Origin of the sequence: Bradyrhizobium sp. Rc2d (assembly GCF_900099855.1) — a bacterium.
GTDB lineage: Bacteria > Pseudomonadota > Alphaproteobacteria > Rhizobiales > Xanthobacteraceae > Bradyrhizobium.
The window spans coordinates 150,535-163,829 of the sequence record NZ_FNCU01000005.1 but is presented as its reverse complement, the minus strand read 5'-3'; the positions used below and the strand labels follow the sequence as shown (position 1 = coordinate 163,829).

At 59.8% G+C, this 13,295-nt stretch carries 13 protein-coding genes; 9 read left to right on the top strand and 4 right to left on the bottom strand.

Annotated elements, in window-relative coordinates:
• Position 1: 1 nt before the first annotated feature.
• From BLV07_RS10140 to BLV07_RS10125, 4 genes are all read right to left on the bottom strand, one after another.
• Complete coding sequence (locus BLV07_RS10140; protein WP_091883558.1) at positions 2–1,474, bottom strand: HlyD family type I secretion periplasmic adaptor subunit; 1,473 nt, start codon at positions 1,472–1,474, stop codon at positions 2–4.
• A complete protein-coding gene (locus tag BLV07_RS10135; RefSeq protein ID WP_091883870.1) occupies positions 1,471–3,207 on the bottom strand; it encodes a type I secretion system permease/ATPase in 1,737 nt (578 codons plus the stop codon). The genes BLV07_RS10140 and BLV07_RS10135 overlap by 4 nt, the downstream gene beginning before the upstream one ends.
• A gap of 141 nt (positions 3,208–3,348) precedes the next feature.
• On the bottom strand, positions 3,349–3,807 hold the full coding sequence (locus tag BLV07_RS10130) for a hypothetical protein (RefSeq protein WP_091883555.1): 459 nt from the start codon (positions 3,805–3,807) through the stop codon (positions 3,349–3,351).
• Positions 3,808–4,058: 251 nt separating this feature from the next.
• Positions 4,059–5,465, bottom strand: a complete 1,407-nt coding sequence (locus BLV07_RS10125; RefSeq protein WP_244551037.1) for a hypothetical protein — start codon at positions 5,463–5,465, stop codon at positions 4,059–4,061.
• Positions 5,466–6,279: 814 nt separating this feature from the next.
• Between BLV07_RS10125 and BLV07_RS10120 the strand changes: the two genes are divergently transcribed.
• The 9 genes from BLV07_RS10120 (at position 6,280) to BLV07_RS10085 (ending at position 13,292) form a co-directional block, all read left to right on the top strand.
• Complete coding sequence (locus BLV07_RS10120) at positions 6,280–6,591, top strand: hypothetical protein (RefSeq protein WP_349524578.1); 312 nt, start codon at positions 6,280–6,282, stop codon at positions 6,589–6,591.
• A gap of 99 nt (positions 6,592–6,690) precedes the next feature.
• A complete protein-coding gene (locus tag BLV07_RS10115) occupies positions 6,691–7,197 on the top strand; it encodes an A24 family peptidase (protein ID WP_176945451.1) in 507 nt (168 codons plus the stop codon).
• Between the two features lies 1 nt (position 7,198).
• Positions 7,199–8,164 (top strand): Flp pilus assembly protein CpaB, encoded by a 966-nt coding sequence (gene cpaB / locus BLV07_RS10110; protein ID WP_091883537.1) that lies wholly within the window; start codon positions 7,199–7,201, stop codon positions 8,162–8,164.
• Positions 8,164–9,369 (top strand): CpaE/TadZ family protein, encoded by a 1,206-nt coding sequence (locus BLV07_RS10105; RefSeq protein WP_091883534.1) that lies wholly within the window; start codon positions 8,164–8,166, stop codon positions 9,367–9,369. Before cpaB ends, BLV07_RS10105 begins: the two co-directional genes overlap by 1 nt.
• 34 nt (positions 9,370–9,403) lie before the next feature.
• Positions 9,404–9,583 (top strand): hypothetical protein, encoded by a 180-nt coding sequence (locus tag BLV07_RS48740; RefSeq protein ID WP_244551036.1) that lies wholly within the window; start codon positions 9,404–9,406, stop codon positions 9,581–9,583.
• Positions 9,561–10,811 carry a TadA family conjugal transfer-associated ATPase gene (locus tag BLV07_RS10100; RefSeq protein ID WP_244551035.1) on the top strand — a complete coding sequence of 417 codons (1,251 nt, stop codon included), beginning with the start codon at positions 9,561–9,563 and terminating at the stop codon, positions 10,809–10,811. Before BLV07_RS48740 ends, BLV07_RS10100 begins: the two co-directional genes overlap by 23 nt.
• Complete coding sequence (locus BLV07_RS10095; RefSeq protein WP_176945450.1) at positions 10,808–11,740, top strand: type II secretion system F family protein; 933 nt, start codon at positions 10,808–10,810, stop codon at positions 11,738–11,740. The genes BLV07_RS10100 and BLV07_RS10095 overlap by 4 nt, the downstream gene beginning before the upstream one ends.
• Positions 11,737–12,645, top strand: a complete 909-nt coding sequence (locus BLV07_RS10090; RefSeq protein WP_091883521.1) for a type II secretion system F family protein — start codon at positions 11,737–11,739, stop codon at positions 12,643–12,645. The genes BLV07_RS10095 and BLV07_RS10090 overlap by 4 nt, the downstream gene beginning before the upstream one ends.
• A gap of 2 nt (positions 12,646–12,647) precedes the next feature.
• Positions 12,648–13,292 carry a methyltransferase family protein gene (locus BLV07_RS10085; protein ID WP_091883516.1) on the top strand — a complete coding sequence of 215 codons (645 nt, stop codon included), beginning with the start codon at positions 12,648–12,650 and terminating at the stop codon, positions 13,290–13,292.
• Positions 13,293–13,295: the final 3 nt, after the last annotated feature.

Here is a 13,295-nt window from a genome sequence, read left to right as displayed (position 1 = left end):
ATCAATCCTCTCTGAATGCACCGCGGAAGCTGTCGAGCAGGGGGCTCAGCGCATAAAGTGCAACGGTGCCGCGCCCCGTGGTGATGAACACTTGAACGGGCATGCCGGGAACGATCCGGATGCCGCTTGCAGCCATCTGGGCGTCGTCGATCCGAATCCTGGTCGCGTAGTATGGCTGGTCGGTACGCTTGTCGAGAAGCCGGTCAGCGGATACGTGCACGACGGTTCCGTTCAGACGCGGTACGCGACGCTGGTTATACGGTAGGAGATGCACTTCGGCATTAAGACCGGGATGAACCACGTCAATGTCCTCCGGTCGCAGGCGGGCGGTCACGATGAGGCGGTCTTGCCGCGGCACGAGGTCCATGAGCGGAGCACCAGCCCCGATGACGCCGCCGGTCGTATGAATCCGCAGGTCAGTTATCACGCCGTCCTCGGGCGCCTTGACCTCCGTTCGGGTTAGTTGATCCCTGGCCGCAAGCAACCGTTCGCGGAGTTGGAATATCTGGTTCTGTGCTTCGCGAAGCGATTGTGCGATCTCGTTCTGCCTTTCGCTCTCGAGCTTGAACAAATTTGCCTGCGACTCGTTGATGACCTGCTCGGCGCGGGAAATCTGCGCCGCGATCTCACCACGACGTCCCTCAACGTCGGCCAGTTCACGCTGCAGATTCAGAAGCCGTGGCCGCCGTTCGAGTCCCTTGTTGACGAGGGTCGTGACCATATCGAGTTCTTCCCGGACGATGTCGCTTCGCTGTCCGGTGGCGCTCTCCTGAGCCTTGAGACCTTCGATCTCCTTCTCGACCTGATGCCTCCGCTCGCGAATGACCGCAAGCTGCGACTCGTGAACCTGCCGGCGTGCCTGGAAAATGAACTGCTGCGCCGACAGCGCAGCGGCCGCCGCCCCATTCTGTTGGCTGTCCTGGTCCAGCGTGCTCGGGACTGCGATCCTCTCAAATCTCTGCTGCTCGGCCTGAAGCCGCGCGGCACGAGCAATTGCATCCCACAACTGGCCCTGAAGACTTTGCACCTCCGAATCGGCGCGGGTGTCGTCCAGCGTGATCAGTGTTTGCCCGCTTCGCACGACATCGCCGTCGGAAACCAAGATGCTCCTGACGATACCGCCTTCCAGATGCTGGATCGTCTTGCGGTTCGATTCCGATTCCACGACGCCAGACGCGATTGCGGCGCTCTCAAGTGGCGCGAAGCTCGCCCATGTGCCAAGCCCAAGCATGAAGCCGAGCACCAGCAGATTGCCCGCGAGGGTGATCCCGCGAAGCCTGGCGCGCGGAGAGACCGGTGTGGGGGGCGAGCACCATGGAAATTCGAGAGGCTCGAAATCGTCGATTGCGGTAACAACGCCTCCAAGTCGCCCGGCGAGCGGGGGGCGTACGGGTGTTCGCGTGATCTGGCCCCAGATCATGGGAAGTTGCGAGACCGCGGGAAGCTTCCAGCTTGTGGGAAAATGCCAGATCATGGCGCAACTTGCGACGTAACCTGGGGCCGAGCCAAGTGCCGTTCAACGATTTCCTCGCTGTCGCCGAACGCGACGACCGCACCGTCTTCCATGATGGCGATCTTGTCCGTGGCTGCGAGGAGACCCATCCGGTGAGTGACGACGACCAGGACGACATTTTCGCGCTTCATGCGCTCGATGGCATCCAGCAGCATTCGCTCGCCCCCGTAGTCGAGGCTGGCGTTCGGCTCGTCTAGAACAACGAGACGCGGACTGCCGAAAAAGGCTCGGGCCAGACCGAGGCGCTGCCGATATCCGCGCGAGAATGATTTTTCACTGTGAACCACCGTGTCGTACCCGAGCGGTAGGCGCATGATCGCCTCATGGATTCCGACGAGCTTGGCCGCATCGACCACCTTCCGCCGATCGGCATCATCAAGCCTTGCGATGATGTCGTTTATGGTGTCGCCGAGCAGATTGATGTCCTGGGGCAGATATCCCAGATGTTGGCCGCTCCGTTGCTCGCGAAGCAGCGAGACGTCGGTATTGTCGAGGCGGACACCACCATGCGTTGGCATCGACAGCCCGGCGATCACTTGGCCAAGCAGGGACTTGCCAGAACCGGACGGACCGATGATGCCAAGGCACTCTCCGGGCGCGAGGCTGAACGAGACATCTTTCAGCAGAAAGTGGTCGGGCTCTGGTAGCTTTACGCCAACGTTATCGACGAGGAGACCGCTCCGCGCTTGTTGCGGCGAGATCTCCGTATCCTGCTGCTCGGTGGCGGGGAATGCGGCGAGAAGAGCGCCGAGCCGCTGACAGGCACTCACGGCCGTAACGAGTGATTTCCAGCCTGCGATTGCACTCTCGACTGGCGCGAGCGCCCGGCTGAACATCAGCGTGGAGGCAAAGATGATCGCCGGACTTTTCCCGTGATCAAGGACGAGCCACGCGGCTGCTCCCATGATCAGGACTTGCGACAGCGCGCGGACCGGTTTGGTGGCCAGCATGACGATCTCGCCTCGCCGGAGTGCCTGATCGTGCTCTCTGCGGGCGTCCTGCGCGTCGTGGTAGATCGTTCGCGCTGCGCTATCGAACATTCCCATGGCGCGGATCATGTGGATGTTGCTGGCGGCAGCCTGAAGGCGGCCGTAGCTTCTGGACAGCGCGGCGTTGGATTTGAGCAGAACGTCCTCGGTCACCAGATCTCCGGCAACCGTGAGAGCGAACAGGAAGGCCACGCAGCAGGCGCCCACCACGCCAAGCAGGGGATGGATCAGAAAGAGGACCAGGAGGAACAGGGGCGCCCAGAGCGCGTCGAACAGCATCGGACATGCGCCGGACTCCACGAACTGGCGCAGGACCGTGAGATCCCGATATGCGTCCGACGCCCGCGTCCAATCGCTGCGAAGCGCGAATTCGAGGCTGGCCGAAAGCACGCAAGGACGAAGCCGACCGTCGAGCCAGGAGCCAAGGCGGCCCAGGACGGCACGCCGCAATGCATCGAACACACCGCCGACCACGACCGTGATCGCGACAATAAGCGTGAGCAGAAGCAGCGTGTCGGCACTCCGGCTCGACAAAACCCTGTCGTAGATTTGAAGAAGGTAGATGGGGGGCGCAAAAAGAAGCAAATTGTAGCTGCAGCTATATGCGAATACGAGACCAAGCGGCCCCGCGCAGGACCAGAGGGCCGCGTGCAGCGGCGTACGGATTGGCGGCAGGATGGGCAATCGAGTGGGCGGCACCAGCATGATCGTCACCGCCTGAAATCGAGGTCCGGCGCACTTGCCCGACGGCCAATGCAATCTGGCAACGGCATCACGGGGGCATTGACGTGAAATCCAGGACCGGCGGCAGTGGCCGCCGGTCCCGCCAGTCGGACAAGCCGCTGGTCAGAGCGTATCGAGATGGAAGGTCACTCCTCCACCCCACGCGAAGTTGCCGTCTCCACCATCGCCGCCGATGCCAGCCACGACTTCCTGGTGCTGGTCCACAATGAGCTTGTTGATCTGGGTGGCATCCGTATTGGCGTATACCTTGGAGGTATCGTGACCGCTGTAGGATTTCTGGCTTCCATTCGACTCGGCGTCTCCGCCATGGGCCTTGGAAAACCATGAGGCCTTTGTGTTTGCGCCCCCGGCGTCCCAATCCGCCGTCTGTTTGACGTGATCGCCGGTGTTCACATGCACATCGGCACCGTCGGCTTTGTTGGTTGGATCGAAGTTGAGAGTCGGCTTGCTGATGATGGCTCCCTTGAAAGTACCGTCGCCGCCATTTCCGGCACTTTGACCACCGGTGTTGATCGATTTGAAGTCGATCGTATCCGTGATGTTGATTGCCTTTGGCATCATTTGAGGCCTCCGTCGTTCTGTTGGCTGTCGTGCAACATCCATCCCGATCAGGCGGACGCGCGCGGCAAGTCTGATCCGCCCGTGCGCGAGTGCGATAGATGTCAAATCGGATACAATCCGGCTTTGTCGGCCTACGTACGAAAGTACGCCATTCGCCAGGCGAGGGTGCCTCTACGCGGGGCTTTGCAGGCGAGGAGTGGCACCTGCACGTGCCGCCATGCGATCGATCATGCAAGCGGTACGAAGTGTCGCTATGCCACCAGGTGAAGATCTGACAAGAGATGCGCGGCATCGTCAGCTAGCGCAAGATTGCCGTAGCCGCCGTCCCCGCCAACTCCGGCGATCTGAACCGCACTCTGGTCGATGTGCACGTTGTTGACCTGATCGGCCACGGCCGTCGAATGTGGACCTGCGATGGCTATATTGATGGGCGCATAGATCGCGACGCTGACGTCGATCAGACTGCCGGCAAAATAGCCGTTGCCGCCATTGCCTGCGCTGTTCGAACCGGTCGCGACCGTATCGGAGCCGCCCCACAGATTATGGGAGAGAAGGTTTGCATGGCCGCCCGCTGCGGCGTTGTCGTTGCCGCCGTGTCCGCCAATGCCGGCGATCTGAACCGCGGATTGATCCACGGAAACATCATTTGTCTGGACCGCGTAGGCGCCGGAGCCATAGCCCGCGATCGCGATGTTGATCGGGTTGTACAGCACGAACGAGGTATGGACGAGTTCCCCGTAAAACGCGCCGTCCCCGCCATTGCCGGCCTGGCTCCCGCCGGTTTGAACGTCCCAGGCGCTCACTCCGGTGCTTGATCCCCAGCTAGGGTCGAGCGTGAGGATGCTACCGCCGGCGGCCACATTGCCATGTCCGCCATTTCCGCCGACGCCCGCGATCTGCGTGACCGATTGATCGATGTCGACCGCGTTCGATTGACTTGCATGAGCAGAGCCGCCCGAGCTTGCCAACGCAATGTTGATCGGATGATAGATCACCACAGGAACGTCCGCCAACGCACCCGAGAAATAGCCGCTGCCGCCGTTACCGGCACTGTTGTCGCCGCTGGCGATCACATTCGTCCCGGAGGAAGTATTGACGCTCTCTCCCGACGCAATGTTTTCACTGCCGCCATGTCCGCCGCCGCCGGCCATCTGAAAGGCGGATTGATCGACGTTCAAATTGTTGGACTGGTTGGCCAGGGCGACCGAACCGTATCCTGAACTCACCGAGATGTTGATCGGCTCATAGATCAGCAAAGACGCGTGAACGATGCCGCCATAGAAGTAGCCGTCTCCGCCGTTCCCAGCCGTGTTCGTTCCGCTCTCGACCGTGGCGGCGCCCATCCCGAAATGGCCTGCGCCCGAAGCCGACTCGGTGGCCCAAGGATTCTGGCCCGCCGCAATGTGGTGGCCGAAGTGACCCACCGATGTGGTGAGATGTTCGGATTGAATTGGGCCAGAGTCATGGGGCAGGGCATGAGCGCTCGCGGGATGCGCTCCATGGCCCGCAAACGGGCTTGGACCATGGACTTTGACGCCACTGTCGATCAAGTGCGGGGCACGCGGTGCCGGACCGGAGTCGTCGTCACCATCGTAGCCATGGTGGCGATGGGAGGCGTGATGCAGCCGGATTCCATCCGACACTCGTGAAAAATCCATTGTAACCTCCCTCATCACAATCGCTCCGCGCAATCGGAGGGGCTCTGCACTCCGGACGGAATGTCATCCTGGGAAGATCGAAAGCCCAGTCGTCAGTTCGGATATAGCGCTTCGGGTGACAGCCGTTACATCGGCTACATCCGTTCGAGTGGGCCGCTCTTGGGGCGCAGAGCGGACTAAGTTTGATGTGGCGCGCGAGGTGCTGACGTGCAGCAACGCGGACTGAACGACCGGACACCGCTGCACTATGCCGTAAGCGCGGGATGATGACGAGGTAGTCGAGCTCCTGCTGGCTCACGGTGCGGATATCGATGAGCGAGCTCGAATCGATGATTGCGTCACCCTAGTACAACTGGCGAAATCATGTGGCTGCAACGCAGCGATCAGGGCCTTCAGAAGGATCGCGCCTGAGCCTCGTGGGTAGGTGGACCGCTTCGCGCCCTTGCACGTCGATCGTCCTTGCGAAACTGCTCCAGGCGTGCCGGCCGAGTGCTTCCTCGTGGCGTCCTCGCGATTGTGGGAGCCTGACACATCGGCGTGGCACGCAAATTAAATGCCGTCGCACAACAAGCGGTCTTTCTCCAATAATCCGATTATTATCTCTCGGACGTGCCCCCCGTATTATTCCGGAGAACAATTACCGGCTCTCTACTAACACTCTGATCGGAATAGGGGGGGGCAGCTATCATATTCGTATCATGGGAGTTTTTTGAGTCCTGGGCGCTATCCAACGACGGCTCGCTTGGCGACAAATGTTCAAATTGGTTAATTTAACGACAATTATATTTTAAATGTTGACCGAGGCGAATATTTAATGAAGAGTTTATCGGTGGCAGCCGGAATTAAAACCGCAGCCGCTGAAAGTTGCCGAGGCGTCTACAAATCCATCTTGAAAGAAGGGATTTCTTCTATGTTGAAGTGTTACATCGAGACCAAGGAAGCGTTGAAGCGTCTGCGCGCCGACCAGGACGGCGTGGTGTCGTTCGAGTACATCATCGTCGCCGTTTGTATCGTTGGCGCAGTGGGTGCTGTGTTCGGCGGTGGCGCTGGTGGTCAGATCGGGGCGGCGCTGACTGGCGGGATCGGCCAAATCACCGCCGCTTTTGCTGCCGCGATCGGTGCCTGATACGGCCCTCTGATGGCCGAGGGGGGCATCCAAGGTGCCCCCCTCTAGTTAGTCTCCCCACTTTTCGCACGCGTTCCGCTTTCTTGAGGCGTGGATTTCATGAATTGGATTGCTCCCACAGCCTCGATTCTGGAAATCCTATTGTTGCTATATGTCGCAACGATCGACGTGGCGACGCGATTGATCCGAAACGAATTCTGTCTGGCTCTGGCGCTCCTCGGGATCGTCGCTCAATTGAACAGCCCGATAGGACTTGCCCAATCACTGACAACAGCCGCGATCCTTTTTCTGCTGCTGTTGATCCTTTACACGCGGGGATGGATGGGCGGCGGCGATGTCAAGCTGTTGGTTGCCCTGACGGTTGGTCTCCCGCCGAGCGGCGTGATGCAGCTGCTGACCGTCACCGTGCTGGCCGGCGGCGTTCTTGCCCTGGTGCATCTGATGATGCGTCACCTGCCATATCCCAGGCTGGCACCGGCCGGATCGTCGCTCGCACGCCGGGTCTACGCGATCGAGCGTTGGCGCCATTTGCGACACGCCCCGCTGCCTTACGGAGTTGCCATAGCCTGCGGCGGTATTTGGTCCATTTTGAGCAAAGGATTGTGAGATGTCATCCGCGTTGCGTCTGTCGATCATCGTGGTGCTCTTGCTTGCTACCACTGCGTTCGGTCTGATTGCCTACAGCATGAACCTGCCGAAGGCGCAGCCTCCGGCCCCAGTACAAGTGACAGAGACGCCTGCGGCGCCGCCGGCGCCGACGACCGCCGGATACTTTGTCGCGGCACGCCCGTTGCCGAGGGGGACATTGGCTCGCGAAGAAGATTTCACCGTGCGGTCGGTGCCGCCAGAGCGCGTTCCACAGGGGGCTATCCTTGAAACGCCCGAGTCCAAGGCCGGACTTCCCGGTTCTCTAATCCGCAAGTTCGTCGAAGCGGGAAGTCCCGTCACGTTGCAGGACATCCTGCGCCCGCGGGATCGGGGTTTCCTCGCCAGCGTCCTGGCACCAGACAGCCGTGCCATCAGCATCAAGGTTGACGAGGAGTCGGGCGTCTCGGGCCTCATCAGGCCAGGTGATCATGTGGATGTCGTGCTGACCCAGGTCTTCGAGAAGGTCGATCTCGCGCGTCGTGCCCTCAGCGAAACCGTTCTGCGCAATGTTCGAGTCATCGCGATTGACCAGGATATCGTGCAGGGCGCGCGACCCATTAGCGGGATGGCAGGTAAGCAAACGCAAGCCGTGTCACTGGAGCTTACGCAGGAGCAGGTCAAAAAAGTCGCCGTAGCAAAGCAGCTCGGAACGCTCTCCCTGGCCGTGCGCGCAGCAGTCGATCAGTGGGACAAGGCGGACAGTGGCGCGATGTCCAGCTGCGATGTGTCGCCCGAACTTGCTCGCCAGAATGCAATTGCCGCTCAGAGAACGGCAGTGGTCATTCATTCGGGTAGTGAGGTGAAGCAATATACGGTCAGGAGACAAGACGAAGACGCTCTCGTCAGTTGCGAGGGAGGGTCAGAAGTTGTCCGCCAGACTGCAACGGCTATGGGTTACGCTAACACGTTATCGGAGAAACGTTGATGAACATTGCCATAGCCACTCCGCCTGAAGAGGCCACATCGATCGTCACGCGTAACCGCATCGTCTGTTTCGTAAATGATGAGCTCAGCGCTGCGGCTTTGCGCAAGGGGCTCGAAGGCGCCAACCTCTCGATCAGGCGCGGCACGATCCGCAATGCGATACGGATGCTTGAAACCGACACCGATCTGTTCGCGCTGGTGACGGACATCAGCGGCATCGATGATCCCTTTACTGAACTGGAAAGGCTGGCCGGGGTCTGTCCACCCGATGTCCGCGTAGCTGTGATCGGCGAGAACAGGGAGATCACCTTCTACCGTGAGCTTTTGGAGCTCGGCCTGGCCGAGTACCTGCCGCGGCCGCTTACGCGCGATATGGTGCTGGACCAGCTGCGCCCCAAGCTGCTGGGCGACGTCGCCGCCAACCAGATCGATCGGGGTGGGCACGTGGTATCGATCTGCGGGGCGCAGGGCGGCGCCGGCGCCACGAGCATCGCGATCAATCTGGCACTGCAACTTGCCGAAACCACCAAGGCTAAGGTGGCGCTGCTTGACCTTCATTTGCAGGGTGGCGAAGCCGCCGTGATGTTGGGTGTTCGTCCTGGGCCGGGGCTGCGCATCGCTCTGGAAAATCCGATGCGGGCGGACACACTGTTCCTCGAGCGCGCGGCCATCGAAGTCAACGAGCGGGTTTGCCTGGTCTCGGCCGACGAGGACCTCGATGCGAAGCTCGAAATCACGGAAGCCGGCGTACGACACGTGCTGGGTCTGCTCCGTCAACGGTTCAACTACATCGTTGTCGATGTACCCGTCCCGTTTCCGCCGTCGATTTATCCGGTGATTACGCTTTCCCGTCATGTGATGGTGCTGCTCGAAGCCGAGGTGACCGGACTTCGCAATGCCCATGCACTGCGCGCCGCCGTGATCAACATCGCCGGCAAAGACCGGGTCTTTACTTTGCTCAACCGGGCCGGTCGTCCCGGGGGGCTTCCCAGGGCGGCGGTTGTCAAGGCGATGGGTGCAGAACCCGACATCGTCGTTCCCGATCTTGGCAAGGGGATGACCGAGGCGGTCAATCTCGGAATTCCAGCTCTGAAGCACGTCAGGAAGTTGCGACGCCACCTGGCACCGATTGTACGGGAGATCAGCGGTGTCGGTGCCGAGCGGAAGAGCTGGTGGAGGAGGGTGCTCACAGCACATCTGCGATGAAAAAGTTTGGAAGGCGTGAAGACGACGCGCCAGCTTGCCTACCTTCATTGGCGATAGGGCTGCCCGCATCTGCCGCAGGCATGCCTCTGCCTATGCCCAGCGTGGCTGCATCAGCGCCAAGCGCGGCGTCACCTATGCCGAACGTGCCCGCATCTGCCCCAAGGCGCGACGAGCCGCCGATCCACCACCCTATGATCTCGGCTTCGCTGCGTGAACGGGTGATCGAGCAGATCGAGCCATCGGTGGCAGCAACGGTTTCGCGGGACGTACTTCGGCGGCAGATCGAGGAAATCATCCATCAAATTGCCAACCAGGAACGGCTCGAACTGTCGGGGCGCGAGCAGCTTCAGCTCGCGGACGAAATTGCCGACGACATGACGGGCTACGGGCCGCTCCGTCCGCTGCTGCTCGACCAATCGATCAACGATATCATGGTGAATGGTCCGAGTAATGTCTACGTGGAGCGAAACGGCAGGCTTGAACGAGTTGCGGTAAGATTCCGCGACAACGATCACATCGCCGCCGTCGCTCAGAAGATCGCGGCGCAGGTTGGTCGCCGCGTCGACGAATCCAGTCCGATGGTAGACTGTCGCCTCCTGGATGGCAGCCGCGTCAACATCATCCTACCGCCGCTGGCGATTCATAGTCCGTGCATATCCATCCGAAAATTTCCAAGCCAGCGTCTGGATATAGCCGGATTGATCGAAAACGGCTCAATGAGTGCGGCCATCGGACAATTGCTGGAGATCGCCGCCCGGTCGCGGCTCAACGTTCTGGTCTCCGGCGGTACTGGATCCGGCAAGACGACGCTCTTGAATGCGATGAGTCAGTTCATCGATCACACCGAACGCATTGTTACGATCGAGGATGCGGCAGAGTTGCAGCTTCAGCAGCCGCACGTAATCAGCCTGGAGACTCGGCCTCCCAGCCTGGAGGGCACAGGGCAGGTGACACAACGCGATCTGCTGGTGAATGCCCTGCGGATGCGTCCTGACCGAATCGTAGTTGGCGAGGTGCGCAGCGCAGAAGCGTTCGACATGCTGCAGGCGATGAACACCGGCCACGATGGTTCGATCTCCACGGTACACGCGAATAGTACCCGGGATGCCCTGACCCGCATCGAGAACATGGTGCAGATGGGACAGGTGAATCTACCGTCGCGCGCCATTCGAGCTCAGATCGTCGCCGCGCTGGATCTCATTGTGCAGGTCGAACGCATGCGGGACGGACAGCGCCGTATCGTTCAGATCAGCGAGGTCATCGGTCTGGAAGGGGAGGTGATCACCACCAATGACATCGCAGCCTTCGAGTACCAGGAGGAGGATGAGCATGGGCGGATATCTGGCACCTACAGGTCGAACCTTGCAACCCCGAAATTCAAGAGCCGTCTTGTCTATTACGGGCTAGATGGAGTGTGGTCCGAGGCCATGAGGCAAATATGACCCTGGAGTCCGTGATCGTCACTGTTCTGGCGCTCGCGATGGGCGCCGCAGCCATTTCGTTGTGGCTCGACGCTCGGGAAAGACGCATCAATCGCCAGCTGGCGGTTGCTCTGCCAACCTCGCATCCAGCTAACCTGCCATCCATTCGCCGCCTGGAGACCGGGTCCCGGTCTCTGTTTCTCCATCGCCTAGCCAATTACAGTCCGGAAATAACTTACATCTGGCATCCGGCCTATGTGCTGCTTGCCAGTGCCTTCGGAGCAGCGGCAATCCTCTATGCGAATAGCCTGCTGGGATACTCCATTCTCTACGGGGCCATTGCCGCTTCAATTGCACTCATCATCGTGATGCGAGGTCTGTTTGGATGGCAGCGGCGTCGCTTCGCCCTTCAGCTTTTTCGACAGCTGCCTGATGCGATCCAGCTGGTAACGAGTACCGTTCGATCGGGACTGCCCGTGCACGAAGCATTTCGCGCCCTCGCGCGCGATATGCCGCAGCCAACGGCTGGGCAGTTTGCCATCGTATGCAGCGAAGTGAATCTGGGAAGACCTCCAGAGGAAGCTGTCGAAGCTGTCTATCAGCGAACGCAGGTGGCGGAGTATGCGATGTTCGCAGTGACGCTTGCAGTTCAGTTGAAGTCCGGTGGCAGCTTGGCCGAGACCCTACAGAATCTGGGAGACACTGTGAGGCAGCGTGTTGCGCTGGCTGGTCGCGCAAAGGCGCTCGCAGGAGAGGTGATCTTTTCCTCGCGAGCTCTAACAGTCTCGCCCTTGATTGGAGGTGGAGTACTATACGCGGCCAATCCGCAGACGGTCGATCTGTTGTTCACTGATCCCGTCGGAAACAAGCTGCTGGCTTACGCAGTAGGCTCGGTGCTTGTCGGAGCCATGGTGATAAGTTGGATGGTCAGAAGGGAAACAGAACTATGACTTTTGGTCTCGGTCTGGTGGCCCTCGCGGTAGCAGCTGGAACTGTGACCTGCATGTTGATTATCCGCGAAATACACATTCGTACGTTGGACGTACGGGTGTCAAACGCCGTGATGGGCGTTGCTGGCCGGTCAGCACCCTTCCAGGACCTGACTGGCTGGTTTTCGTCACTCGGCATGCGGTATCGCCGCTTCTACGCTGAGGAAAATCTGGATCAGCTACGAACGATCCTTCAATCATCAGGTTTCAATCATCATCGAGCCTTGTCGACCTGGATCGGTGTCAAAGCCGTCAGCATGGTTCTATGCCCAATCATCGCCGGGTGCGTCGCTCAGCTTTTCGGGAAGGCACTGCTGGATGTGCTGGTATTCACGCTTATTGGCGTGGCTATCGGGATTGTGGGGCCCCGCTTAATACTGGCGGTGCTGAAGCGGCGGTTTGATGCTGCCATTCGACTAGGCACACCCGATATGATCGATCTGCTGGTTGTGTGCAGCGAAGCGGGAATGGGCCTGGAAAGCGGGCTGGCACGTGTCGCGCAAGAAATGCAGGAGACCAATCCCGCTATAGCCCGGGTCTTGAGCGGTCTTCTTGATGATCTCCGGATACTGCCAAGCCGCAGCGACGCATTCGAGAAATTGGGATCTACATCAGACGGGCTTCGCCGATTCGGCACCATGGTCGCCCAAAGCCTGCAATACGGAACGCCGGTGGGCCAGGCTCTGCGGAGTATCGCTGTCGACCTCCGGCGAGAACGTATTACCAAGCTTGAAGAAAGAGCACACAAGTTAGGCGCCAAGCTGACCATTCCGATGGTGTTGTTCCTGTTGCCAGCCATGTTCGTCATTTTGGGCGGAAGTCCCATTCTGCACCTCGTGCGTTCGTTCGCCAGCTTCGGTAAGTAGCCATGAGCACGGTTGCCCTGTCGAAAACCTCTTACGATCGGACGATGCAACTGTTCGGCGGCATGTGGTTCATGTTGCTGGCACTTGGCGTCGCCATCAGGATCGGATCATCGGCTGGTGATCCTTGGCCGTCGTTCTTGTCGAGCTTTTGCCTCGCTGTCTTCTACGTGCTCCTGGCGTCGTTGATCATCACGCGGCCCCCGGCAAAGGCCCAAGCGAATGGGCTTCTCCCAAGGATAGCGGCGTTCGTCGGCACCTATATGCCATGGACGATCGCCTTCTTCGGCGAAACCGACAAAGCGTTACCAAACCTGGCGTCCACCGCTTGCGTGTTGATCGGCATGATCATGATGCTGGTCACCATTCGACATCTCGGCAGGTCATTCAGCTTGGTGCCGCAGGCGCGTAACGTGGTGCAAACGGGGCCGTATCGGTGGATCAAGCACCCGCTCTATCTTGCGGAAGAAATCGCGGTGCTGGGTGTGGTGTTGAGAAGCCTGTCGCCGCTGACAGTGGTCTTGCTCGTCTTGCATATCGGCGTCCAGATTTGCCGAATTTATTACGAAGAGGATCTGCTTCGGCGCAACTGCCCTGAATATTCCGGTTACGAAGCATCACGCTGGAGAATGATCCCCTACGTTTGGTGAGTG